Source organism: Streptomyces venezuelae, assembly GCF_008642335.1.
GTDB classification, from domain to species: Bacteria; Actinomycetota; Actinomycetes; order Streptomycetales; family Streptomycetaceae; genus Streptomyces; species Streptomyces venezuelae_F.
In genome coordinates this window covers 2,956,849-2,981,555 of record NZ_CP029191.1, presented here as the reverse complement: position 1 = coordinate 2,981,555, position 24,707 = coordinate 2,956,849, and the positions used below count along the sequence as shown (strand labels likewise).

At 70.5% G+C, this 24,707-nt stretch carries 21 protein-coding genes; 7 read left to right on the top strand and 14 right to left on the bottom strand.

What is annotated here, in order from left to right; genetic code table 11:
- Positions 1-24: 24 nt before the first annotated feature.
- A complete protein-coding gene (locus DEJ49_RS13360; protein WP_150184337.1) occupies positions 25-639 on the top strand; it encodes an ArsR/SmtB family transcription factor in 615 nt (204 codons plus the stop codon).
- Between the two features lie 151 nt (positions 640-790).
- On the opposite strand, the gene DEJ49_RS13350 is transcribed toward DEJ49_RS13360, so the two are convergent.
- From DEJ49_RS13350 to DEJ49_RS13325, 6 genes are all read right to left on the bottom strand, one after another.
- Positions 791-1,591: a S16 family serine protease gene (locus tag DEJ49_RS13350; RefSeq protein ID WP_150184335.1), complete on the bottom strand. Its 801-nt coding sequence runs from the start codon at positions 1,589-1,591 to the stop codon at positions 791-793.
- Positions 1,592-1,694: 103 nt separating this feature from the next.
- Complete coding sequence (locus DEJ49_RS13345) at positions 1,695-2,336, bottom strand: IclR family transcriptional regulator (RefSeq protein WP_055568198.1); 642 nt, start codon at positions 2,334-2,336, stop codon at positions 1,695-1,697.
- Between the two features lie 316 nt (positions 2,337-2,652).
- Complete coding sequence (locus tag DEJ49_RS13340) at positions 2,653-4,452, bottom strand: DEAD/DEAH box helicase (RefSeq protein WP_150184334.1); 1,800 nt, start codon at positions 4,450-4,452, stop codon at positions 2,653-2,655.
- A gap of 137 nt (positions 4,453-4,589) precedes the next feature.
- Positions 4,590-6,155, bottom strand: a complete 1,566-nt coding sequence (locus DEJ49_RS13335; RefSeq protein WP_150184333.1) for an MFS transporter — start codon at positions 6,153-6,155, stop codon at positions 4,590-4,592.
- A 71-nt stretch (positions 6,156-6,226) separates the two neighbouring features.
- Positions 6,227-6,526, bottom strand: a complete 300-nt coding sequence (locus DEJ49_RS13330; protein WP_150184332.1) for a DUF397 domain-containing protein — start codon at positions 6,524-6,526, stop codon at positions 6,227-6,229.
- Positions 6,523-7,377, bottom strand: coding sequence for a helix-turn-helix domain-containing protein (locus DEJ49_RS13325; RefSeq protein WP_223832815.1), 855 nt, complete (start codon positions 7,375-7,377; stop codon positions 6,523-6,525). Before DEJ49_RS13325 ends, DEJ49_RS13330 begins: the two co-directional genes overlap by 4 nt.
- A 156-nt stretch (positions 7,378-7,533) precedes the next feature.
- On the opposite strand from DEJ49_RS13325, the gene DEJ49_RS13320 reads away from it, so the two are divergent.
- Complete coding sequence (locus DEJ49_RS13320) at positions 7,534-7,974, top strand: ATP-binding protein (RefSeq protein WP_150184331.1); 441 nt, start codon at positions 7,534-7,536, stop codon at positions 7,972-7,974.
- A gap of 1,548 nt (positions 7,975-9,522) precedes the next feature.
- Here the strand turns inward: DEJ49_RS13320 and DEJ49_RS13315 are convergent.
- The 5 genes from DEJ49_RS13315 to DEJ49_RS13295 form a co-directional block, all read right to left on the bottom strand.
- The gene (locus DEJ49_RS13315) at positions 9,523-10,500 is read right to left on the bottom strand and encodes a glycine betaine ABC transporter substrate-binding protein (RefSeq protein WP_150184330.1); all 978 of its coding nucleotides are present in this window, start codon (positions 10,498-10,500) and stop codon (positions 9,523-9,525) included.
- Positions 10,497-11,369, bottom strand: a complete 873-nt coding sequence (locus tag DEJ49_RS13310; RefSeq protein ID WP_150188205.1) for an ABC transporter permease — start codon at positions 11,367-11,369, stop codon at positions 10,497-10,499. The genes DEJ49_RS13315 and DEJ49_RS13310 overlap by 4 nt, the downstream gene beginning before the upstream one ends.
- A gap of 26 nt (positions 11,370-11,395) precedes the next feature.
- Positions 11,396-12,664, bottom strand: a complete 1,269-nt coding sequence (locus tag DEJ49_RS13305) for a betaine/proline/choline family ABC transporter ATP-binding protein (protein WP_150184329.1) — start codon at positions 12,662-12,664, stop codon at positions 11,396-11,398.
- Positions 12,657-13,304, bottom strand: coding sequence for an ABC transporter permease (locus tag DEJ49_RS13300; RefSeq protein ID WP_150188204.1), 648 nt, complete (start codon positions 13,302-13,304; stop codon positions 12,657-12,659). The genes DEJ49_RS13305 and DEJ49_RS13300 overlap by 8 nt, the downstream gene beginning before the upstream one ends.
- 64 nt (positions 13,305-13,368) lie before the next feature.
- A complete protein-coding gene (locus DEJ49_RS13295) occupies positions 13,369-13,839 on the bottom strand; it encodes an Lrp/AsnC family transcriptional regulator (protein ID WP_055702366.1) in 471 nt (156 codons plus the stop codon).
- 121 nt (positions 13,840-13,960) lie between these two features.
- Between DEJ49_RS13295 and hppD the strand changes: the two genes are divergently transcribed.
- On the top strand, positions 13,961-15,109 hold the full coding sequence (gene hppD, locus DEJ49_RS13290) for a 4-hydroxyphenylpyruvate dioxygenase (RefSeq protein WP_150184328.1): 1,149 nt from the start codon (positions 13,961-13,963) through the stop codon (positions 15,107-15,109).
- Here hppD and DEJ49_RS13285 read toward each other — a convergent pair.
- Positions 15,106-16,554 carry a tetratricopeptide repeat protein gene (locus DEJ49_RS13285; protein ID WP_150184327.1) on the bottom strand — a complete coding sequence of 483 codons (1,449 nt, stop codon included), beginning with the start codon at positions 16,552-16,554 and terminating at the stop codon, positions 15,106-15,108. The two genes, hppD and DEJ49_RS13285, sit on opposite strands and share 4 nt — an antisense overlap.
- Before the next feature lie 106 nt (positions 16,555-16,660).
- Here DEJ49_RS13285 and DEJ49_RS13280 point away from each other — a divergent pair, with 106 nt between their 5' ends.
- Positions 16,661-18,031: an FAD-binding oxidoreductase gene (locus DEJ49_RS13280; protein ID WP_150184326.1), complete on the top strand. Its 1,371-nt coding sequence runs from the start codon at positions 16,661-16,663 to the stop codon at positions 18,029-18,031.
- A 22-nt stretch (positions 18,032-18,053) separates the two neighbouring features.
- On the opposite strand, the gene DEJ49_RS13275 is transcribed toward DEJ49_RS13280, so the two are convergent.
- On the bottom strand, positions 18,054-18,539 hold the full coding sequence (locus DEJ49_RS13275) for an SsgA family sporulation/cell division regulator (protein WP_150184325.1): 486 nt from the start codon (positions 18,537-18,539) through the stop codon (positions 18,054-18,056).
- 279 nt (positions 18,540-18,818) lie between these two features.
- Here DEJ49_RS13275 and DEJ49_RS13270 point away from each other — a divergent pair, with 279 nt between their 5' ends.
- Both DEJ49_RS13270 and DEJ49_RS13265 read left to right on the top strand, forming a co-directional pair.
- Positions 18,819-20,708, top strand: a complete 1,890-nt coding sequence (locus tag DEJ49_RS13270; RefSeq protein ID WP_150184324.1) for an RDD family protein — start codon at positions 18,819-18,821, stop codon at positions 20,706-20,708.
- Positions 20,709-20,763: 55 nt separating this feature from the next.
- Positions 20,764-21,438 (top strand): RDD family protein, encoded by a 675-nt coding sequence (locus tag DEJ49_RS13265; RefSeq protein ID WP_150184323.1) that lies wholly within the window; start codon positions 20,764-20,766, stop codon positions 21,436-21,438.
- Here the strand turns inward: DEJ49_RS13265 and DEJ49_RS13260 are convergent.
- Positions 21,428-21,742, bottom strand: coding sequence for a hypothetical protein (locus DEJ49_RS13260; protein ID WP_150184322.1), 315 nt, complete (start codon positions 21,740-21,742; stop codon positions 21,428-21,430). The two genes, DEJ49_RS13265 and DEJ49_RS13260, sit on opposite strands and share 11 nt — an antisense overlap.
- Positions 21,743-22,284: 542 nt before the next feature.
- Between DEJ49_RS13260 and DEJ49_RS13255 the strand changes: the two genes are divergently transcribed.
- Positions 22,285-24,654 (top strand): immune inhibitor A domain-containing protein, encoded by a 2,370-nt coding sequence (locus tag DEJ49_RS13255; protein ID WP_411757236.1) that lies wholly within the window; start codon positions 22,285-22,287, stop codon positions 24,652-24,654.
- The last annotated feature ends 53 nt before the right edge of the window (positions 24,655-24,707 follow it).

Below are 24,707 nucleotides of genomic sequence, written 5' to 3'. Positions count from 1 at the left end.
CTTTGCATCCCTACGCTGCTGAGCATGACGGAAGACGCCCCGTCCGGGCCCCGCCCCCGGAACGTCCATCACCTGAACCCCCGCTCACTGCGGGGCCTCGCGCACCCCCTCCGGATGCGGCTGCTCACCTCTCTGCGCCACGACGGCCCGGCCACGGCGTCCCAACTCGCCGCCCGACTCGGCGAGTCGAGCGGCGCGACCAGCTACCACCTGCGGCAGCTCGCGGAGTACGGGTTCGTCGAGGACGACCCGGACCGCAACAAGGGCCGCGAGCGGTGGTGGCGCTCCGCCCACCAGGGCACGCGCACCGACGAGGAACTGATCCGGGACCCGAACCCGGAGGTGCAGGCCGCGCTCAGCACGCTCCTGTACGAGTACGCGACGCAGCGCTCCCAGGAAGTGACCACGTGGATCGCGACACGGCACGAGTGGTCGAAGGCGTGGGACGAGGCGGCGGACACGAGTGACTACACCCTGACCCTGAGCCCCGCCCAGGCGACCGAACTGAGCCACAGGGTCAACGCGCTCGTGGAGAGCTACCGGGACGCGGCCCCGCCCGAGGGCACCCCGGACGTGGCCCAAGTGCGCGTCCACTCCCACATCTTCCCGACCCGGCCGCACCCGGCCGACGGCAACTGAGAGGAGCGGGTCATGGACCCGTACGTACATCTGAAGCTGCACGAGGAGCGCGCCGCACGGTTACGGCACGCGGCTCCGCGCCGCCGAGTGAGGCGCCGCCACCTCCGCGCTCAAGTGGGCTGGAGTCTCGTCGAGTTGGGGCTGCGGCTGGTCAGCAGCTCGGGACCTTCCCGCCCTTTTCCAGCGCCCGCAGCGCGTCGACCGTTCCCTTCAGCGTCGTGATCGGTACGAGCCGCAGACCCTTCGGCAGCTCGGCCTGAGCGTCCGAGCACTCGTCCTTCGGTACGAGGAAGACCGTGGCGCCGTCGCGGCCCGCAGCCTGCGTCTTGAGGGCGACGCCGCCGACCGGGCCGACCTTGCCGTCGGCCGTGATCGTGCCGGTGCCCGCGATCTTGCGGCCGCCCGTGAGGTCGCCGCCGCTGCCGTCGCCGTCGATCTTGTCGATGATGCCGAGCGAGAGGAACAGGCCCGCGCTCGGCCCGCCGATCTTCCCGAGGTCGGCCTTGACCTTCACCTTGTCGGTGTCGTCGACGCCGTTCGCCTTGAGGTAGTTCAGCGCCGCGTCCGTCGCCGCGTCCTGCGACTTCTTCATGTCGCCGAGATTGTGCTTCTCGACTTCCTTGACGTCGTCGCCGACGGGGTAGACGGAGTCCTTGGGCATCACGGCCCGGTCGCTACGGAACCATCCGTCGATGACGTCGCCGAGATACACATCCATCTGCGGCCCCGTGGCCACGATGGTGGTCATCCGCAGCTCGCCGCGGGTCTCCCGGGTGGGCAGGCCGCTGATCGTCAGGACGGGCTTCCCGTCGTGCTTCCCGAGCACGTCGGCCGTCCCCCCGGGCTGCGCCACGGCGAACGGCAACGGCGCGAGCCCCGCGACGGCGAGCAGCGCCACGACGGGCAGGGCGCAGAGGGTGAGGGCCTGGGGGCGCGTGAGACGAGAGAACACGGGATCAATCTAACGTGCGGCGTCTCCGGCCCCGGGCGCCGGTCATCGCCGGCTGCGCCGGGCTCGTCCTCAATCGCCGGACGGGCTTGATATCGCAGCACCCTCAGCGCAACGCATCGGCGACTTCACGCGCCGCGTCCACCACCCGCGGCCCCACCCTCTCCGGCACGGAATCCGCCAGCATGACGACGCCCACGCTGCCCTCAAGCCCCGTCACGCCCACCAGCGGCGCCGCGGCCCCACTCGCGCCGGCCTCCAGCTCGCCGTGTGTGAGCGCGTAGCCGGGGTCGGTGACCAGGCCCTGCCGGGCCGCGAGGATCGCGCGGCCCGCCGCTCCCCGGTCGAGCGGATGACGGAAACCCGTCCGGTACGCGACGTGGTAGTCCGTCCACGTCGGCTCGACCACCGCGACCGCGAGGGCCTCCGAGCCGTCGACGAGGGTGAGGTGGGCCGTCGCGCCTATGTCCTCCGCGAGCGAGCGCAGCGCCGGCAGCGCGGCCTCGCGCACCAGCGGGTGCACCTGCCGTCCGAGCCGCAGCACGCCGAGGCCGACGCGGGCCCGGCCGCCCAGGTCGCGGCGCACGAGCGCGTGCTGTTCGAGCGTGGCGAGCAGGCGGTAGACCACCGTGCGGTTCACCCCGAGCTTGTTGGAGAGCTCGGTGACCGTAAGGCCGTGGTCGGTGTCGGCCAGCAGCTTGAGGACGCGCAGTCCTCGGTCGAGCGTCTGGGAAGTCTCCGCGGTCACGACGCCCACTCCTTAGGTGAGGGTCGGCGGCCCCCCTACGCGGCGGTTGCGTCGCCGGTCCCGTGGGCGACGCGCGTCAGAGGCCGCCGGTCGGAACACCGGCTGCGCTCCGCGGCGGCGCTGCCACGGGGCGTGTGCTTTGCGGGGACATTAGCGAGGCCGTCCCGCTGAGCGGAAGACTTCGTCCAGAATCCGGGCACGGGGACGCCCCTAGCGCCCCCCATTGCCCCAATACGCGGTGGCCGCCCCGGAGGCCGCGCGCACCCCGTCCGCACAGGACCTCCCCACTCGGAACCCCCGGCTCCTTACTCGAACGTCACTTCATGCGGGTGGCCCACTCCTGGACCTTCTCGATGCGCTGCCGCAGCTGCCCCGCCGTGGCCTCCGCGCTCGGCGGCCCGCCGCACGTGCGGCGCAGCTCGGTGTGGATCACGCCGTGCGGCTTTCCGCTCTGATGGACGTACGCGCCGACCATCGTGTTGAGCTGCTTGCGCAGCCCGAGGAGCTCCTTGTGGGAGACGACGGGCCGCCGCTCGGCGGGCAGTTCAAGGAGGTCGGCCTCTTCGTCCGGCTTCTTCCTGCTGTGGGCGATCTGCCGGGCCTGCCGCTTCTGGAGCAGCATCTGCACCTGATCGGGTTCGAGGAGCCCCGGAATACCGAGGTAGTCCTGCTCCTCTTCACTCCCCGGGTGCGCCTGCATGCCGAACTCGGCGCCGTCGAACAGCACGCGGTCGAAGACGGCCTCGGACTCCAGCGCCTCGAAGGAGAACTGCTCCTGCTCCCCGGTGTCCTCGTCCTGCTCCTTGTTCGCCTCGTCCATCTCCTTCTCGGACTCGGCGTAGGGGTCCTCCTCGCCCTCCTTCTTCGGCTTGTCGAGGGCGTGGTCCCGCTCCACCTCCATCTCGTTGGCGAAGGTGAGCAGGTCGGGGACGGTGGGCAGGAAGACGGACGCGGTCTCGCCGCGCCGCCGGGACCGTACGAAACGGCCGACGGCCTGCGCGAAGAAGAGCGGCGTCGAGATGGTGGTCGCGTACACGCCGACCGCGAGGCGCGGCACGTCGACGCCCTCGGACACCATGCGGACCGCGACCATCCACCGGTCCGTACTGGCGCTGAAGTCGTCGATGCGCTTGGACGCGCCGGTGTCGTCGGAGAGGACGACGGTGGCCTTGGTCCCGGTGATCTCGCGGATCAGCTTGGCGTACGCACGCGCGGAGTCCTGGTCGGACGCGATGACGAGGCCGCCCGCGTCCGGGATGGCCTTCCTGACCTCGGTCAGCCGCTTGTCGGCGGCCTTGAGGACGTTCGGCATCCACTCGCCGCGCGGGTCGAGCGCGGTGCGCCAGGCCTGGCTGACGGCGTCCTTCGTCATCGGCTCGCCGAGCCGCGCGGCGATCTCGTCACCGGCCTTGGTGCGCCAGCGCATGTTGCCCGAGTACGAGAGGAAGATGACGGGCCGGACGACGCCGTCGCCGAGCGCGCTGCCGTAGCCGTACGTGTAGTCGGCGGCGGACCGCCGGATTCCGTCCGTTCCCTCGGCGTACTGCACGAAGGGGATCGGGTTCGTGTCGGACCGGAACGGCGTACCGGTGAGCGCGAGGCGGCGGGTGGCCGGCTCGAACGCCTCCAGGCACGCCTCGCCCCACGACTTGCTGTCTCCCGCGTGGTGGATCTCGTCGAGGATCACGAGCGTCTTGCGCTGCTCGGAGCGGTTGCGGTGCAGCATCGGTCGCACGCCGACGCCCGCGTACGTCACGGCGACGCCGTGGTACTCCTTGCTCAGCGGTCCCGCGCTGTACTCGGGGTCCAGCTTGATGCCCACACGGGCGGCGGCCTCGGCCCACTGCTTCTTCAGGTGCTCGGTGGGCGCGACGACGGTGACCTGCTGGACGACGTGGTGGTGCAACAGCCAGGACGCGAGCGTGAGCGCGAACGTCGTCTTGCCGGCGCCGGGGGTGGCGACGGCGAGGAAGTCTCGCGGCTGCTCCTGGATGTACCGGTCCATCGCCGCCTGCTGCCAGGCGCGCAGCTTGTTGGCGGTGCCCCAGGGGGCACGGCCGGGGAAGGCGGGAGAGAGGTGGTGGGAGGAGTTGGCGGCGGCGCTGGTGGTAGTCACGGTCTCCGGGTTCGCGGGTCGGCGGCACGTATGACAACCGGGCCACCTTACCGGTGATGCGTTGACGTTCCACTGAGGTCGGGGCGGTGACCGGGGCGGGTGCGACGGGTCTCACACGGAGGTGTCGGGACGTACGTTCACTCTCGCGTCCGTACGTCCGAGGTCACGTCCGAGGTCACGTTCGGTGCCGTGTCCGGTGCCGTGTCCGACAGGACGTCCATGCGTACGTCCGTCACGACGTCGGTCACCACGAGTCCCGTCCCGTCCGCCGCCGGGACCGACGCGACCGCCGTCTCGTCCGGCGCCTGCGGCCCCCGCAGCCTCGTCCCGACCCATGCCCCGGCCAGGGCGACCGCGGCCATCGGCAGGAAGACGGCGACGAAGGCGGCGGGGTGCGACCCCGCGGCGTCGTCCGCCCCGTGGCCCGCCCCCACGGTCCCGCCGCCGAGCGCCGCGAACGCCGCACCTCCGGCGGCCAGCAGCAGCACGTTCGACAGGCCGTCCGAGATCTGCAGCGCCGCCGAGTTCGATCCCGCGTCCTCGGGCGCGGAGAGCCGCAGCAGCAGCACGCTGGTCGAGGCGATCACCATGCCCATGCCGAAGCATCCGAAGCCCCAGGCGACGCCCACGACCCACCCGGGCACGCCCTCGATGAGGACGGACGGCGCGGCCAGGATGGACGCCGCGACGAGCACCATCCCGGACGAGACGAGCCGCGACCGGTAGGGCTCCATGCGCGGCCGTGACTGCACGTACGACCCGAGCGCCCACGTCGCGCCGCCCACGGCCAGCGACAGCCCGGCCATGGTGGGACTCAGCCCGCGCTGCGTGACCAGCATCAACGGTACGAAGGACTCCGCCGCGATGAACGACCCCGCCGCGACGCCGCGCAGCAGTACGACGGAGGGCAGTCCGCGGGCGGCCCTGTACGTCCCCTTCGGCAGCAGCCCGAGCACCGCCGGCACGAGGACCGCCCCGCCGACCGCGGCGGGCAGCAGCGACAGCCACCGCAGGTCCTGCCCCGCGTACTGGAGCAGGCCCGCGCCCAGCGAGATCCCGAGCGCCAGCCGGATCCGCCGCCGGTCGAACGCCGCGACCGGCGCGTCCGGGTCGACCGGCCCCGACGCCGTCCGCCGTATCGCGGGCAGCGCGAGGGCGAGGGGCGCGAGTACGAGGACGGGAATGCCGATGAACACCCAGCGCCAGCCGAGGTGCTCGGTGACCGTCCCCGAGATCAACGGGCCCACGACGGACGGTACGACCCAGCTCGCCGCGAACGCGGCCATGATCGACGCGCGCAGGTGCTCGGGGTAGGCGCGGCTGACGATCACGTACAGCCCGACGATCACCAGGCCGCCGCCCAGGCCCTGCACGGCCCGTCCCGCGATGAACAGCCACATCGCCTCGGCCGTCCCGCTCAGCAGCAGCCCCGCCGCGAACAGCGCGATGCCGGTGGCGAGCGGGCCGAGCGGCCCCCTGCGGTCCGCCCACTGGCCGCTCAGCACCATGCCGAAGAGGCTCGTGGTGAAGTACCCGGAGAAGGCGAAGGCGTACAACGACACGCCGTCGAGCTCCCGAGCGGCGACGGGCATCGCCGTCCCCACGGCCGTCGCCTCGAAGGCGATGAGCAGCACGACGGAGACGATGCCGATGCTCAGGGCTCTGTAGGGCTTGCTCAGTACGCCGCCGGTGTCGTCAGTCATGCACGCCAGGGTAAGAGGCGTGGGTTGTCTTTACCCCTGTCCCGGGGTGGGGGCTTGCTGGTCCCTTGGTCTTACGCCTCTGAGTCCTGTGAGGCGGATGTGGCGTATGTGGCGTACGTGATGAAGGCGGACCAGGTGGAGGGGGTGAGGGTGAGGTGGGGGGTGTGGGGGGTCTTTGAGTCGCGGATGTGGATGTGGGCGGGGGTGGTGGCTATCTCGACGCAGTCGCCGGACTCGTTGCTGTCGCTGTAGCTGCTCTTGCGCCACTCCAGAGCGATCTCGACGCAGTCCTCGCCGTTACTACTGCTGCTGTAGCTGCTCTTGAACCACTCCAGCTCGACGCGGTCACCAGCAGTGCCCTTGCGGATCATGTTTCTCCCAGCACTTCCTCGATGAAGGTCCGCGTCTCTCCCGGCGTGAGAGCACGGGCCCGGATGATGCCATACCGGAGTTCAAGAATACGGAGCTGCCTCGGGTCAGAGACTGGACGGCCGCCGAACTCGCCATCGGAGCGGCCCACAGCGGTCCCGTCACCGAACTTGAGCAACTCGATCAGGCCGCCAGTCCCGGGGTGGTCAGCACGATCAGTGGGCATCACTTGAACCTCGACGTTCCGCAACTCGCCCAACTCCAGCAGACGTTCGAGCTGCCGACGCAGCACCATTGTCCCCCCGATCGGCCGCCGCAGGGTCACCTCTTCCTGTACGAAGCTGAGCTCAGGCGCAGGTGAGCGGTCGAAAATCGACCGGCGGGCCATTCGCGCAGCGACCAGACGCTCCAGATCTTCGATCGCGTACGTGGGTTTCCGCGTCTCCAGCAGTGCTCGCGCGAACTCTTCCGTTTGCAGAAGGCCGTGAACGTTGTGGTTGCTGTACAAGCCGACTTCGACCGCCCGCTCCTCCAGCTTCGCCAGCTCCCGAACCTTCCTCGGATACCTGGCCTCCCTCATCTCCTTCTTCATCGCGGAGACGAAACCGCCCGCCCCCACCACCTCATCGACCTTGTCCAGGTACTCGGGGCGGGGGATGCGCGTCCCGCTCTCGACTTTCCGGACCAGGTCCTCCCCGTACCCGATGGCCGCCGCGAACTGGGCGACCGACATTCCCGCCACCTCCCTCCGCAGCTTCAGCTGATGGCCGACCATCTCGACCACGGAGCTGATCTCGTCCTCCGGGTCGACGGCCCAACCCGGCTCGTCCACACCGTCGTTACGTTCTTCCACCGCGCCCACCTCCGACGTACTGCCCGAACCAACGCGCACACGTACCCGGCCGCCTACATGGACAGCCGGGACAAGCCGGGACAACGTCCGGACAGACCCCGCACGCACAGCGCGCCGCCCTGGCCACGCTACGCACACGCCGCGACGCTGAGTGACGTGAACCAAGAAATCTCCACCCGGGCCCAAGCCCCCACACCCACACACCAGTTCACGATCCTGCTCTCGGCGACGAGACGAGGCGCGCGACTGGCCCGGCTCCTGACGGGGGAGCAACTACGCAGCTGGCGGCGGCCGTCCGAGGACGCGGAGCAGATCGTCGCGGAGCTGGCGAACAACGCCGTGCTGCACGGGCACGTGCCGGGCCGGAGCTTCCGGCTGGGTCTGCTGCTCAGCGCGTCGAACACGCTGCGTATCGAGGTGACGGACGCGAGGGCGGACCGCAGCCCGCCGCTGCACCCCCGCCGACCCTCCTCGGAGGCGGAGTCGGGGAGGGGCCTACTCCTGATCGAGGCGCTCGCGGACCGCTGGGGCACGGAGCGGGGCCCGCTCCCACTCCGTCCCTGCAAAACGATCTGGGCGGAACTGGACGCGCGGTAGCGGCGTCTTCGGTGGGCCCGCGCCGTATGGTGACCGGGGCCGCCCGGTGTTGTCCGGAGTGTGGCGGTTCCGGGCCGGGAGTAAAGGGCGCTCCGCTGCGCTGCGCGTCGGCTGCGCCGATTCCGCTGCGCTCCACCCTTGACTCCCGTCCCTCCACCGCGAGCTGATGTTGACCCGGACGGCCAGGGGTGGGGCCGGCGGATCCGGGTGGGTGGGCTATGACCGTTCATCGCCGGGTGCGGCCCGGTCCATCGTGGCCGACGGCCATAGTTGCGTGGCCGCCCACCGCGCGGCGTCGCCGCTCGGGCCATCCCCTCGCGCGGCCGGGTGCGGCCCGGTCCAACGCGAGCGGCCGTCACGGTCTGGGGCGGGTGAGCTGCTCTCGTTGCCGGGTGCGGCCCGGCCCATCGTGGGCGGGTGGCACAGTCGAGGTGCCGTGCCCGGTCGAAGGGCCGCGCCCTCCGGCACCTACTTTCGGAAAGTTGCGAATGGACTCGCCGCGCGCACCCACCCATGTCCGATGCGCCCCCCCCGGCTTGCCGATTCGCCGTATCGGATGCGCGAGATGGGCCGGGGGGTGGGGGGCGGGACGGGGCCCGGGGTGAGGGGGCGGCGGGGCGCGGGGTGTGCGGCGGGCGGGTCGGCATGCCGTACGCGAGGTGATCACCGGGCCGACCGGAGGGGCGGCCGCCCCCGGGCCCCCTTCCGGCACCTACTTCGGGAAAGTTGCGAACCGACCCGCCGCACGCCCCCCTCCCACACCCCGCGCGCCGCCCCGCCCACCACCCGTCAAGCACACTCGACACAGCAAACGGACACACCAAGGGGGCGCACTCGATCCACAGAGGGGGCGCGCGGCGGCCGCATTCGCAACTTTCCCGAAGTAGGCGCCGGGATGGGCCGCCGCTACTCAATTGCCGGGGGCGCACTCGGCCCGTTGAGGGGGCGTGCGGTGAAGGCATTCGCAACTTTCCCGAAGTAGGTGCCGGAAGGAGCGGCCCGGCTCGACAGCCAGGGGGCGCATCCGGTCTGCCGAGGGGGGCGCGCGGTCACCCGGTTCGCAACTTTCCGAAAGTAGGTGCCGGAGGGGGAGGCCCCCGACCGGGCACAGCACCTCGACCATCCCGCCCGCGCACGATGGGCCGGTCCGCACCCGGAAACGAGAGCGGGGGACCCGCCCCGAACCGTGACGGTCGCTCGCGTTGGGACGGGCCGCACCCGGCCGCGCGAGGGGATGGTCCGAGCGGCGACGCCGCGCGCTGGGCGGCCACGCCACCCTGGCCGTCGGCCACGATGGACCGGACCGCACCCGGCAGCGAAGGGTGATGACTAGCCCAGGGGTCCCCGCAGCCCCCACCCCTGGCCGTCCGGGTCAAAGGTCAGCTCGCGGTGGAGGGGCGGGAGTCAAGGGTGGAGCGGAGCGGAATCGGCGGAGCCGACGCGTAGCGCAGCGGAGCGCCCTTTACTCCCGGCCCGGAACCGCCACACTCCGCAAAACACCGGGCGGCCCCGGTGACCGTCGAAGACACCGGTCCACCGGAGTCGCCGCTACTCCCTGACGAACCCCTCCTCGACCAACCAGTCCTTCGCCACCTCGTGCGGATCCTCCCCCTCCACGTCCACCTTGGAGTTCAGGTCCCGCGCCACCTTGTTGTTGAGCTTCCTCGTGATCGGGGCCAGGACCTCCGCGATCTCCGGGTGTTCCTTCAGGGACTTGCTGTTGATCTCGGGGGCCGCGTTGTAGTTGGGGAAGAAGTGTTTGTCGTCCTCCATCGTCGTCAGGTCCATCGCCTTGATGCGGCCGTCCGTCGTGAAGACCTCCCCGTACACGCACGACCCCTTCGACGCCTGCGTGTAGATGATCCCCGTGTCCATCTTGGTGATGTTGGAGGACGGGACCTTCATCCCGTACGCCTTCTGCATGCCGGGCAGCCCGTCCTCCCGCGAAGCGAACTCGCTCTCCACGCAGAGCGACACCGCCTTCGGGTCCGACTTGGACAGCGCCGCCACGTCGGAGAGCGTCTTCGTCTTGTACTTGGAGGCGTTGCTCTGGTTCATCGCCAGGGCGTACGTGTTGTTGAGCGTGGCCGGGTCCAGCCACGTCACCCCGTTCTTCAGGTCCGCGTCACGCACCGCCTGCCACTGCTTCCGGGGGTCCGTGATCGGGTCCGTATTGCCCTGGTACGTGATCCACGCCGTGCCCGTGTACTCGTACATCGCGTCCGCGTCGCCGCCCTTCACGGCCTCGCGCGCGCCGATGGAGCCCTGGATGCCCGTGCGGTCGAGCACATCCGCGCCCGCCGCCTCGAACGCGATGCCCATGATCGCGCCGAGGATGAGCTGTTCGGTGAACTCCTTGGAGGTGACGGTGAGGTCGGCGCCCTTCAGGGGGAGGCCCTTGCCGATGGTGCCGGGTTTGACGTCGTCGACCATCGGGCTGCCGCTCGTCAGACCGCACGCGGCCAGCAGCGCCCCGCCCAGGGCGGCGATCACGGTCGTGCGTGCGGTGACGTTGAGGTTCCTCATGCGTCCACCTCCAGGCCCCTCGGGCGCAGCAGCAGCTCCGCCAGCGACGCCAGCCAGTCGACGAGCAGCGCCAGCGCGATCGTCAGGATGGAGCCGAGCATGAGGACCGGCATGCGCTGGTTGGTCATGCCCGTCGTGATCAGGTCGCCGAGACCGCCGCCCCCGCCGAACGTGGCGAGCGTCGCCGTGCCCACGTTGAGGACGAGCGCCGTGCGCACGCCCGCGAGGATCAGCGGTACGGCCAGGGGGAGTTCGACCTTGGAGAGGACGCCGAGCGGGGACATGCCGATGCCGCGTGCCGCCTCGATCAGGGTCGGGTCGTTCGCCTTCAGGCCCGCGATCGTGTTGGAGAGGACCGGCAGGACGGCGTAGATGATGATGCCGATGAGCGCCGCCTTCTCGCCGATGCCCAGCCAGATGACGAGGAGCGCGAGGAGGCCGATCGCCGGGGTCGCCTGGCCGATGTTGGCCACCGCCATCGCCACCGGTGCGCCTTTGCGCAGCCTCTTGCGGGTCAGGAGGATGCCCAGGGGGATGGCGATGATCAGGACGAAGAAGGTGGAGATGGCCGTCAGCTCGATGTGCTGGCGCAGGCGGAGCCAGACGTTTCCGTTCGCCAGCGCGTTCTTGGAGATCGCGTCGAGGTCGGCCTGCTCGAACCACCACCACGTCGCCAGCAGGACCACCGCCAGCACGGCGGGCAGGAACGTCAGCTTCTGCCAGCTGATCCGGCGCGGCTGCCTCGCGGCGAGTACCGCGGGGGGCGCTTCGAGTTCGGCCTCGCCCTCGTCGCGGAAGGCGAGGCCCTTGACCTCGTGCTCGCCCTGGGGGCGGGACGCCTCCCTCGGCTTCGGCTTGGGGTCGGGGATCCGGGGCGTGCCCCCGGCGGTGCCGCTCACGCCTTCGCCTCCCCGCCGTAACCCTCCTGCTCGTGCTGGGTCAGGTGGGCCCGCTGCTCCTCCAGTTCGTGCTGGTGCTCCACCGCTTCGAGGCGGTCGGCCTCCAGCATCTCGTGGACGGAGTTCATCAGCGTCTCCATGTCGACGACGCCCGTGTACTCGCCGCGCCGCCCGGTCACCGCGACCCGGCCCGCGTTGTCCGTGAGGACGGCCTCCAGCGCGTCGCGGAGGGTCGCGTCGCGGGTCACCGTGTCGTGGACGAGGGTGCCGGCGCGGGCCAGGGAGCCCTTGGCGCGCATCAGGTCGCCGCGCCGCAGCCACTTGTAGGGGCGGCCGCGCTTGTCGAGCAGGAGGAGTTCGTTGGTGGTGCCGCCGCGCAGCTTGTCGAAGATGTCCTGCAGCGGGTCGTCGACGGTCACCGTCGGAATGTCGGCGATCTCCACGTCCCGTACGCGCGTGAGGTTCAGGCGCTTCAGCGCCGCGCCCGCGCCCACGAAGCCCGACACGAAGTCGTCGGCGGGGTTGGTGAGGATGGCTTCCGGGGTGTCGAACTGCGCGATGTGCGAGCGCTCCCTGAGGACGGCGATGCGGTCGCCGAGCTTGATGGCCTCGTCGAAGTCGTGCGTGACGAAGACGATCGTCTTGTGCAGCTCGTGCTGGAGCCGGATCAGCTCGTCCTGGAGGTGGTCGCGGGTGATCGGGTCGACGGCGCCGAACGGCTCGTCCATGAGGAGGACGGGCGGGTCGGCGGCCAGGGCGCGTGCCACGCCGACGCGTTGCTGCTGGCCGCCGGAGAGCTGGCGCGGGTAGCGGTGGTGGAACTCGCCAGGGTCGAGGCCCACCAGGTCCAGCATCTCCTCGACCCGCGACTTGATCCTCGACTTGCCCCAGCCGACCATCTTCGGGACGAGCGCGATGTTCTGGGCGACGGTCATGTGCGGGAAGAGCCCGGAGGACTGGATCGCGTACCCGACCTTGCGGCGCAGCTTCACCGGGTCGATGTCGGTGACGTCCTCGCCGTCGATGCGGATGCGGCCGCCCGTCGGCTCGATCAGCCGGTTGATCATCTTCAGGGTCGTCGACTTCCCGCAGCCGGAGGGGCCCACGAAGATGACGATCTCGCCCGCCTTGATCTCCATGTTCACGCTGTCCACGGCGGGCTCGCTGCTGCCCGGGTAGCGCTTGGTGAGGTTCTCGAGCTCGATCGTCGCCCCGGAGGTGGCAGCGGTCGTCCCCGGCCCGGAGGCGGTGGTGGTCTCAGACACGGATCCCCCTCGAAATGGTCAGCCTGCCGATCACGACGTACGCGGCGTCGAAGAGCAGCGCCAGGACGATGATCCCGAGCGTGCCCGCGAGCACCTGGTTGAGCGCGTTCTTGCTGCCGAGCGAGCCGATGCCGCGGAAGATCTCGTTGCCGAGCCCCGGCCCCGACGCGTACGCGGCGATCGCCGCGATGCCCATCAGCATCTGCGTGGAGACGCGGATGCCGGTCAGGATCGGCGGCCAGGCGATCGGCAGCTCCACCCGGAAGAGACGGGCGAGACGCGACATGCCGATGCCCTTGGCGGCGTCGATCAGTGACGGGTCGACGCCGCGCAGACCGACGATGGAGTTGCGCACGATCGGAAGGAGTCCGTACAGGGTCAGCGCGATGACGGTCGGCGCGACCCCGAGCCCGACGATCGGGATCAGCAGACCGATCATGGCCAGCGACGGGACGGTGAGAATCGTGGACGTGGTGGTCGTGGCGAGATTCCCCGCCCATTCGCTGCGGTACGTGAGGACACCGATCAGTACGCCGATGAGGGTGGCGACGACCATGCACTGGAAGACGGCGCTCGCATGCTGGAACGCGTCCGCCAGCAGTTGCTGGTGGCGGTTGCCGAGGTAGTCCCAGAAGTTCACTGAAGTGCTCACCTCGCCTTTCCGAAGCTGCTCACAGGTCAGTGACGCGGGGGTGCGGGGTGACTCAGGGGTCTTCGGACGCCTGTTCCACCAGCGGGATGATCCGCAGCGGAACGGGGTTCTCCATGACGATCGCCGTTGAGGCCCGGACGATGCCATCAAAGCCCACGACCCGGTCGATCACACGTTGGAGATCGGCGTTCGACCGGGCCACGAGGCGGCAGAGCATATCGCCGTGGCCGGTGATGGTGTGCAGTTCGAGCACCTCGGCGACGGACGCCAAATGGGCCCGCACGTCGGCGCCCTGGCCCTGTTTGATCTCCAGCGTCGCGAAGGCCGTCACCGGGTAGCCCAGTGCCGCCGGATCCACCTCCGGGCCGAAGCCGCGGATGACTCCATTGGACTGAAGCCGGTCCATCCGCGCTTGCACCGTGCCGCGCGCCACGCCGAGCCTGCGGGACGCCTCAAGAACCCCGATACGCGGCTCCCGCGCCAGGAGCACGATGAGTCTGCCGTCCAGATGATCGATCGCCATGCCGCCTCCAAGGTGGTCATGATGTACAGATAGCCCGCTCATCCTGGCCAACCACTGGGCAGATTGACCACTGAAAACGCGAACTATTGCGCACCTTGTGGTTCGGCGGGAGCCTCACACCATGACTGAGACCACCACCCACACCACACCCGACACCGCGCGCGAGGCCGACCCCTTCCCGGTCAAGGGAATGGACGCGGTCGTCTTCGCCGTGGGCAACGCCAAGCAGGCGGCGCACTACTACTCCACGGCCTTCGGCATGAAGCTGGTCGCCTACTCCGGACCGGAGAACGGCAGCCGCGAGACCGCGAGTTACGTCCTCACCAACGGCGGTGCGCGCTTCGTCTTCACCTCCGTCATCAAGGCCTCCACGGACTGGGGCCACTTCCTCACCTCCCACGTGGCCGAGCACGGCGACGGCGTCGTCGACCTCGCCATCGAGGTGCCGGATGCGCGTGCCGCGTACGCCTACGCCGTTGAGCAGGGCGCACGGGGCATCACGGAGCCCTACGAGGTCAAGGACGAGAACGGCAAGGTCGTCCTCGCCGCCATCGCCACGTACGGCAAGACCCGCCACACCCTGGTGGAGCGCACCGACTACGACGGCCCGTATCTGCCCGGTTTCGTGGCCGCGAACCCGATCGTCGAGCCCCCGGCCAAGCGGACCTTCCAGGCGATCGACCACTGCGTCGGCAATGTCGAGCTCGGCAAGATGAACGAGTGGGTCGGCTTCTACAACAAGGTCATGGGCTTCACGAACATGAAGGAGTTCGTGGGCGACGACATCGCGACCGAGTACAGCGCGCTGATGTCGAAGGTGGTCGCCGACGGGACGCTCAAGGTCAAGTTCCCGATCAACGAGCCCGCCATCGCCAAGAAGAAGTCGCAGATCGACGAGTACCTGGAGTTCTACGGCGGCGCCGGCGTCCAGCACATCGCGCTCGCCACGAACGACATCGTGGAGACCGTCCGCACGATGCGCGCGGCCGGTGTCCAGTTCCTCGACACCCCCGACTCGTACTACGACACTCTCGGCGAGTGGGCCGGCGAGACGCGCGTCCCCGTCGAGACCCTCCGCGAGCTGAAGATCCTCGTCGACCGCGACGAGGACGGCTACCTGCTCCAGATCTTCACCAAGCCGGTCCAGGACCGCCCGACCGTCTTCTTCGAGATGATCGAGCGCCACGGCTCGATGGGCTTCGGCAAGGGCAACTTCAAGGCCCTCTTCGAGGCGATCGAGCGCGAGCAGGAAAAGCGCGGCAACCTTTAGTCGCCGTCCCGCGCCCCGTCAGGGGCGCGGGGAACTGCGCGAGTGGGCCGGGTGACGTGCGGTGCGGGTTCCGGGGCGTACATCTCCTCGGGCCCACCCTCCGGCGGCTCGCCGAGCGCCGCGAGCGCCCGCTTCGCCGCAGGCACACCGAGCGGCGAGAAGTAGGGATTGATGCGCAACGCCTCGTTCAGGTGACGGCGGGACGCGCCGTAGTACTGCAACTCCCGCTCGATCGAGCCGCGGTGAAAGGCGAACAGGGCGCTGCGCGGGCCCTTGTCCATCGCCTTCGTCACGAGTTTCAGGCCCGCCTCGCTCTCCCCGGACCGGTGCAGCGCCCAGCCCAGCGCGTCCGCCGTCTCCGGACTGCCGTGCCGCTTGTACTCCGCGGTCAGCCGCTTCACGGCCGCGTCGGCGTCACCGTGGTCCGCCTCCAGGAGACCCAGGACGCGTTCGTTGTTGATGCCCCGGGTCCTCGCCTGCCGCACCAGGGTGCGCAGTGCGTCGTACTGGGCACGCGCCGCCGGGGCCAGCCGCAGCGACTCGTACAACTCGCCCAGTTCCAGGGCGTACTCGGGCAGCGGGTGTTTCGCCAGCGCTGAGCGGTACGCGAGCAGCGCCTCCGAGGAGCGGCCCAGCGCGGCGAGCGCGCGGCCCCGGCCCGCGAGTGACGGGTGGTGCTCGGCGTCGGCGGCGAGCGCCGCGTCGTAGTGGCGCAGCGCCACCGTCGGCTCGCCCCGCTCCCACGCCAGCTCAGCCACCCGGTGCAGCGCCGCCGCCTTCGCCGCCGGGGCCACGGCGAGGGCCGCCGCGTCCGTGAGCGCCGCGTTCGCGTCCTCGCGCCAGCCGCGGTCGCGGTAGACCTGCCCGGACCGGGCGAGGACCGCCGTCCCCGAACCCAGCTCCTGCAAGGACTCAAGGGCCCGCCCCACGCCCTTCGCGTCCCCGAGCCCGCTGTACGCGTCGATCAGCGCCGGATACGCCGTCCACCGCTTCGGCGCCTGCTTCACCGCGAGCTCGCCCCACTTGCGGGCCGACCGGAAGTCGCGGCGGGCGTTGGCGAGCGCGGCCAGGCCCGTCAGGGCCTCCGGGTTGCCCTCCGGCCTCGCCCGCAGGGACGTGTGCAGCGCGCGGTCCGCCTTCGGGAAGTCCCTGAAGTCCGCCGTCCGCACGCCCCGCGCCACATACGCCGACCCGAGCACCGCCCACGACTGCTCGTCCCGCGGATGCGCCCGCACCTGCGCCTCGCGCTCCCCGATGAGCACAGCCAGATCAGGCAGCGCGGCCGGCGCCCCTGCCCCCACGGCCGCCATCGCCCGTCCGGCCGGTCCGAGCGCGGGCGGTTTCGCCTTCCCGCCGCCGTCCGGAGGCAGCAGCACCAGCACACCGCCGAGCACGACGCTCCCCGCCACGGAGCCGATCAGCACACGCTTCACCGAAGGCCTCATGCCGTCACTGTGCGCCACTGCCGTCCATACGAAGAGCACATCCCGGCGTGCGGAACGGCGTCGCACACGGGTTCACACCGATGGCCCCGGGTGCGACGCTGTGATCATGAGCCGCACTCTCGTCGAACTCCTCCAGGACGGCCTGCCGGCCGAGGCGATCCTCACCGACCCGGACGTCACCTCCTCGTACGCCCACGACATGGCGAGCTTCTGCGCCGCGGGCGACCCGGCCGTCGTGGTCCTGCCCCGCACCGTCGAGCAGGTCCAGCACGTCATGCGCACCGCCACCGAGCTGCGCGTCCCCGTCGTCCCCCAGGGCGCCCGCACCGGCCTGTCCGGCGCCGCGAACGCCAGCGACGGCTGCATCGTCCTGTCCCTCGTCAAGATGGACCGCATCCTGGAGATCAGCCCCGTCGACCGCATCGCCGTCGTCGAGCCGGGCGTCGTCAACGCCACGCTGTCCCGCGCGGTCGGCGAGCATGGCCTGTACTACCCGCCGGACCCCTCCAGCTGGGAGACCTGCACCATCGGCGGGAACATCGGCACCGCCTCCGGGGGCCTGTGCTGCGTGAAGTACGGCGTCACCGCCGAGTACGTCCTCGGGCTCGACGTCGTCCTCGCCGACGGGCGGCTCATGAGCACCGGACGCCGCACCGCCAAGGGCGTCGCCGGATACGACCTGACGCGGCTCTTCGTCGGCTCCGAGGGCAGCCTCGGCATCGTCGTCCGCGCCGTCCTCGCTCTCAAGCCCCAGCCGCCCCAACAGCTCGTCCTCGCCGCCGAGTTCCCCTCCGCCGAGGCCGCCTGCGACGCCGTCTGCAAGATCATGGAGGGCGGCCACGTCCCGTCGCTCCTCGAACTGATGGACCGTACGACGGTGAAAGCCGTCAACGCGCTCGCGCAGATGGGCCTGCCCGAGACCACCGAGGCGCTCCTCCTCGCCGCCTTCGACACCCCGGACCCCGCCGCCGACCTCGCCGCCGTCGGCGCGCTCTGCGAGGCCGCGGGCGCCACCCAGGTCGTCCCGGCCGAGGACGCCGCAGAGTCGGAACTCCTGCTCCAGGCCCGCCGGTTGTCCCTCACCGCGCTCGAAGCCGTCAAGGGCAGCACGATGATCGACGACGTGTGCGTGCCGCGCTCCAGGCTCGCCGAGATGCTCGTCGGCGTCGAACGCATCGGCGAGAAGTACGGCCTCACCGTCGGGGTCTGCGCGCACGCGGGCGACGGCAACACGCACCCCACCGTCTGCTTCGACGCGACGGACCCCGACGAGGGCCGGCGCGCCCGCGAGTCCTTCGACGAGATCATGGCCCTCGGCCTCGAACTCGGCGGCACCATCACCGGCGAACACGGTGTCGGTGTCCTCAAGAAGGAGTGGCTGGCGCGCGAGATCGGCCCGGTGGGAGTGGAGATGCAGCAGGCCGTCAAGGCGGCCTTCGACCCGCACTCACTCCTCAACCCGGGCAAACTGTTCTGACCCGCCCCCGTGGCGGTGGAGTTCACTCACCGTCCTTGGACTCGTCCGAGGGCCACGGGTCGCGCAGCCACAGCTCGTCCACGCGGCCACGGCCGGATGCGGGTGCGAGCAGCTCGGCGAGGCCGTCGTCGATGCCGAGCCGCTCGCCCTCAGAGCCCGGAGGGACCACCCGAAGCGTCCGCTCCAGCCACGCCGACACCGCCGCGGCCGGCGCCTCCAGGAGCGCGTCGCCGTCCGGCGAGCTCAGCGCCATCAGGACGACGCTGCGCCCCTCCACCTTCGTCGGCCAGACCCGCACGTCACCGTGGCCGCACGGCCTGAACACCCCCTCCACCAGGAGCTCCCGCGCGAACGTCCAGTTCACCGGGTGCTCGGAGCCGATGTGGAAGGCGATGTGGACGGCGTAGGGGTCGGCGGTGCGGTAGGTGAGGCGGGCCGGGACGGGGACGGCCCGTTCCGGCGACAGGACCAGTTTGAGCTCCAGCTCGCGTTCCACCACGGAGTGCATGTCGATGCCCTTCCTTCTCCTCGTAGCTCACGTAGGGGCCCTGGGAGCGGACCCGTACGAGTGGAGAGCGCGGGATCGCCGGAGCATTACGCGGGTTCCGGAGAATTTCTCCGGACGACTTCGCGGAGGGGGCCGGGAGGGGGCGTGGGGGGACGCGGGGGATGTGTGGGGAGCGTGCCCGGAAAGTGGTCCGTACGGCAGGACCCGCTCTACGGGACACGGAGGTCTGATAGATGTGGAGCCCCCAAAAGACCCCCGAGCAGATACGGGACGACGGACATGAGCGCCCCAACTCCGGCCCCAGGCGACGACCGGCCGCGCGAAGGCTACTACCCCGACCCGTCCATTCCCGGATATGTCCGGTACTGGAACGGTGCCGCCTGGGTGCCCGGTACGAGCCGTCCCGCGCCGTCCGACGGCGAGCCGCTGCCGCCTCCGCCGGGTGTCACCTCCGCTCCCGCCGCCGCGGCTCCTGCCGCCGCCGAGGAGACGGGGCCCGTCTTCTTCGACGAGGCGCCGCACGTGGGGCAGTCCGAGCAAGGGGACCCGGAGACGGGCCGGTTCGAGGCGGCGCGGCCCGAGCCCGCCTCCGCCTGGCACGCCGACGCGGGGCGCCAGACCGGCCTCGGCGGGGAGCCGGACCACAAGGTCTCCTGGGGCGGTACGCCGGGACGGCCCGACCCGAGGGTGCCGAGCGACGCGGGGCCCGGTCCGGCCGGCGGGGAGGAGTCCGCTCCCCACGCCCCCGGCGCCTCCGGGCCGTCCCACGACGACAGCGACCCCGGCGCCGCCACGATCCGCCCGGTCGAGCCGGGCGCCGCGAAGCCGACGGCGGGAGAGGGCACGGTGACGTTCCGCCGGCCGACGGGGCCGGTGCGGCCCGCGCCGTCGCCCGGCACCGAGGGGACGATGTCGATCCGGGCGATCCGCCCCAAGTCGGCGCAGCAGGGCGGCGACCGAACCACGGCGGCCGCGCAGCCCGCCGTACCGCAACAAGGGGGAGCGACACCGCAGGGCGCGCAGGCACAGCGGGGTGCGCAGGGTGCGCAGGGCGCGCAGGCATCGAAGGGTGCGCAGGCGCCGCGGGGCGTGCAGACACCGCAAGGCACGCAGGCGCCGCGGGGTGCGCAGGCTTCCCAGGGCGCGCAGGGTGCGCAAGGCGCGCAGGCTTCCCGGGGTGCGCAGGGCGCGCAGGCGCGGCAGGGTGCGCAGGCGCTGCGGGGCGCGCAGGCATCGCAGGGCGTGCAGGCGCCGCGTGGTGCGCAGGCTTCCCAGGGTGCGCAGGCATCGCAGAGGGGGCAGGCGCCGCGTGGCGCGCAGGCATCGCAAGGCGCGCAGGCGCCGCATGGCACGCAGGCACCGCAGGGCGCGCAGGCTTCCCAGGCACCTCAACGCTCCCAGACCCCCCAGACCCCCCAGACCCCCCAGACCCACCCGTCACCCCGAGCCCCGCAGGCGCCCGCCTCGTCGCAGGCTCAGCAGGCCCCGCCCTCCGTCCCCCAGCAAGGCGGCGTTCCCCATCCCGTCACCTCCGGGCCCGGCGGCGGCTCGCAGTCCTGGGCGCAGCAGGTGCACCAGCTGGCGCAGAGCCCCGCCGCCCCCGCCCAGCAGGGCGAGGGGCAGCCCGTCGTGCCGTGGAAGCCGGTCGCCGAGGACCCGTTCCTCGCCGTCGCCCAGGCACAGGCCGCGGCCCGTCCCGCCGGGCTCGGCAGGCGCCTTGCCGCGCGGCTCATCGACACCGTCGTGCTCGTCGCCGTCACCGGCGCCGCCGCGCTGCCGCTCGGCACCAAGGCCGCCGACCACATCGACAGCAAGATCGACGCGGCGAAGCTCTCCGGCGAGAAGACGACGGTGTGGCTCCTGGACGGCACCACCGCGGGCTACTTCGGCCTGATCCTCGCCGTGCTGCTGCTCTTCGGCGTCGTCTACGAAGCGCTGCCGACCGCCAAATGGGGCCGCACCCTCGGCAAGAAGGTGTGCGGCATCGAGGTGCGGGACATCGAGGAGCACGAGGCGCCGACGTTCGGGGCGGCGCTCAAGCGCTGGCTGGTGTACAGCATCCCTGGCGTCCTGGCGATCGGCGTCGTCGGCGTGGTGTGGTGCGTCTTCGACCGCCCGTGGCGCCAGTGCTGGCACGACAAGGCGGCCAATACGTTCGTGGCCGGGTAACCCGGTCGGCCGCTCGCCGGATGCGGAGCCCGGGCCGTCGCGGTCGACTCGGGCCATGAGCACCGAACCGCCGCAGTACCCGCCGCCGGACGACGACCCGTTCAAGAAGCAGCCCCCGCAGCAGCCCCCGCAGCCGCCGCACCAGCCCCCGCAGGGCGGCGGATCCCCGTACGACACCCCGCCCCCGGGCGGCGGCTCGCCCTACGGCACGCCGCCCCCGCCCTACGGCGGCGACCCGTACGGCGGTGGACCCGGTGGCCACGGCGGGCCGGACCCGCTCGCCGGAATGCCTCCGCTGGCCGACAGCGGCAAGCGGGTGCTCGCCCGCATCATCGACATGATTCTGGTGGGCATCGTCGTATATCTGTTGTCGTGGCTGTTCGGCACGTCGGAGTACGACATCGACCCGGACAAGGTGAACACGGGCAAGTCGTTCGGCCAGTCACTGCTGGCCGCCGTGCTCTACATCGCCTACGACACCTTCATGATCTCCAGGACGGGGCAGACGCTCGGCAAGAAGTGGCTGGGCATGCGGGTCGCCAACCTCAACGACGGGGCCACGCCGACCGTGTCGACGGCGCTGGCCCGCGCGGCCGTTCTCTGGCTGCCGTTCGCGTTCTGCTGCGCCTGTATCTGGACGGCGATCTGTGGCGGCTGGAGCTTCTTCGACAAGCCCTACAAGCAGGGCCTGCACGACAAGGCGGCCAAGACCGTGGTGGTCAGCGCGTAGGTTCCCGCACGGAGTCGGCGAGCACGGGGTCGGCGAGCACGGGGTCGGAACGCACGGGGTCGCGCTGCTCGGGGACGCGCTCGCCGGTGGAGGCGGCCACCGGCACGGCACGCGCGGCGGGCGCGGCGGGCTGTTTGGGCAGCGGAACCGTCATGGCGACGAGTAAGCCGAGGCCGAGGGCGGCCAGGACTATCACCGCGATGCCGACTCCCGAGGCGGTCTGGGAGAGCAGGAGCATCGCGAGGGTCGAGAAGACGACGGTCACCGAACCGTAGGTGATCTGTGCGGTGGTCGGACGTGGCATGGGACGCGGCATGACGTGATCCGTCCTCGGCAGTGATCCCCCCACGGCTTGTGGTCATGGGGGCGGATGCGGATGTATGAACGGGCTGTTTACGAATCAAAGGGGGCCCGACGGCGACGACTTGGGATGTGCCGTCTCGCGCGGTGGCGCACCGTCGATTGACTCTATTCCGCTGCATGCCCGACAGGAACGGTTGGTAAGCGTGACCTAACCCACGGTGCCGGAGCACAGGGGGCGCACCGGTTCATGGCGTCCACCAAGTGGACGGTGCGGCGCGCCTGTTGACCTTCGGTGCGGGACGGCGCTCCGTGTCCGGATAGCGGTTATGCGCGTCTGCATAGTGCACTTGGCCTGTTCAAGTCAAGGACTGTCTTTTCTCCTGCACTTCCGGTCGAATGTCGTCACTTGTGACGCGTACATCGCGCGCGGACCTCCTCCGACCGGGAATTTCGGTCCGCCTATTTCGCGCGGGGCGCGGGGGAGGACAGCATCAAGTGACAGTCAGAACACGGACCTTCAGAGCCACCGCGGTGGCCGTGGCAATGGCCGCGGCCGCCGCGACGTACTCGGCGGCCACGGCAACGGCTTCGCCCGGGGACGGCACCTCGGGCGGGGCGCCGGCCATCGACCGGCAGGACCCGTCGCGCCCGAAGGCGCACGTCGACCACGATCTGGACGGTCCGTTCAGCAAGCAGCAGGCGCAGCAGCGCAAGGCCGCCCTGCAGCAGGTCGTCGCGGGTGACGCCAAGGTCCAGAAGAAGGGTGCCTCCAAGGTCGTCAAGCTCGACGACAAGAAGTACGTCGAGCTGGGCCGGGAGAAGACCGACAAGATCTTCACGATCCTGGTGGAGTTCGGGGACAAGGTCGACGACACGACCATGTACGACCCGGACGGCCCCGAGGGCCCGGAGCAGCCGGTCAAGAAGTACGGCGGCAAGCCGGGACCGCTGCACAACAAGATAGCCAAGCCGGACCGTGCCAAGGACAACAGCACGGCCTGGCAGAAGGACTACAACCAGGCGCACTTCCAGGACCTGTACTTCGGTAAGGGCAAGGACGCCAAGGGCAAGGCGAAGCACTCGCTGAAGACCTACTACGAGAAGACCTCGTCCGGCCGGTACTCGGTCGACGGTGAGGTCTCCGACTGGGTCAAGGTCGAGAACAACGAGGCCCGCTACGGCTCGAACTACTGCGGCGACACCAACTGCCCGAACGTCTGGGACGCGGTCAAGGACGGCGTGACCGCCTGGGCCAAGGACCAGAAGGCGAAGGGCCGCACGGACGCGCAGATCAAGGCGGACCTGGCCAAGTACGACCAGTGGGACCGCTACGACTTCGACAACGACGGCGACTTCAACGAGCCCGACGGCTACATCGACCACTTCCAGATCGTCCACGCGGGCGAGGACGAGTCGGCCGGCGGCGGCGCCGAGGGCAAGAACGCCCTGTGGGCGCACCGCTGGTACGCCTACGGCAACGACGCGGGCAACACCGGCCCCTCGAACAACAAGGCCGGCGGCACCCAGATCGGTGACACGGGCATCTGGGTCGGCGACTACACCATGCAGCCGGAGAACGGCGGCCTCGGCGTCTTCGCCCACGAGTACGGCCACGACCTGGGCCTGCCCGACCTGTACGACACCTCGGGCAAGGGCGACAACTCGGTCGGCTTCTGGTCGCTGATGTCGGCCGGTTCCTGGCTCGGCACCGGCAAGGACGCCATCGGCGACATGCCGGGCGACATGACCGCCTGGGACAAGTTCCAGCTGGGCTGGCTCGACTACGCCAAGGCGAAGGCCGCGACGACGTCCGAGCACAAGCTGGGCGTCTCCGAGTACAACACCCGGCACCGTCAGGCGCTCGTCGTCGACCTGCCGAAGAAGGCCGTCACCACCAAGGTCGTGAAGCCCGCCGAGGGCGCGAAGCAGTGGTGGAGCGACCAGGGCGACGACCTCAAGAACACCCTGACGCGGTCCGTCGACCTCACCGGCAAGTCCAAGGCCGACCTGTCGCTGCAGGGCTGGTGGGACATCGAGGCCAACTACGACTACCTCTACACCGAGGTGTCGACGGACGGCGGCGCCAACTGGAAGCCGGTCGACGGCACGGCGGACGGCAAGCCGATCACCCGTGACGCCGGCGACAAGCCCGCGCTGACCGGTGTCTCGGGCGCGTACAAGAAGCTGGTCTTCCCGCTCGACGCCTACGCGGGCCAGAAGATCGACGTCCGCTTCCGCTACTCCACGGACGGCGGCGCGGGCGGCAAGGGCTTCGCGGCCGACGCGCTCGCGATCACCGCGGACGGCGCGAAGCTGTTCGAGGACGGCGCCGAGGGCGACGACAACGGCTGGGCGTCGAAGGGCTTCTCGCGCATCGGTGAGTCCTTCACGAAGAAGTACGACCAGTACTACCTCGCCGAGAACCGGCAGTACGTCTCGTACGACAAGACCCTTGAGGTCGGCCCGTACAACTTCGGTTCCAAGGTCCGCCCCGACTGGGTCGAGCACTACCCGTACCAGACCGGCCTGATGGTCTGGCAGTGGGACACCTCGCAGAAGGACAACAACACCAGCGCCCACCCGGGCGAGGGTCTGATCCTTCCGGTCGACGCGCACGCGAAGCCGCTGAAGTGGAAGGACGGCACGGTGCTGCGCAACAAGATCCAGCCGTTCGACGCGCCCTTCAGCAAGTACGCGACGGACAAGGTCACGCTCCACAACGGTGACGTCGCGCTGAAGATCAAGTCCCAGAAGGGTGTCTCGGTCTTCGACGACCACAAGGGCACCTACTGGTACGCCTCGAACCCCACGGGCAGCGTGAAGGTCACTGACACCAACACCCAGATCAAGATCATCAAGCAGCCCAAGGACGGCTCGACGATCACGGTCCAGGTTGGTCCCTCCACGAAGTAATTAGCGTTTACGCAGGTCAAACCATGATCGGCCGTCGCCCCTCTAGCGGGCGG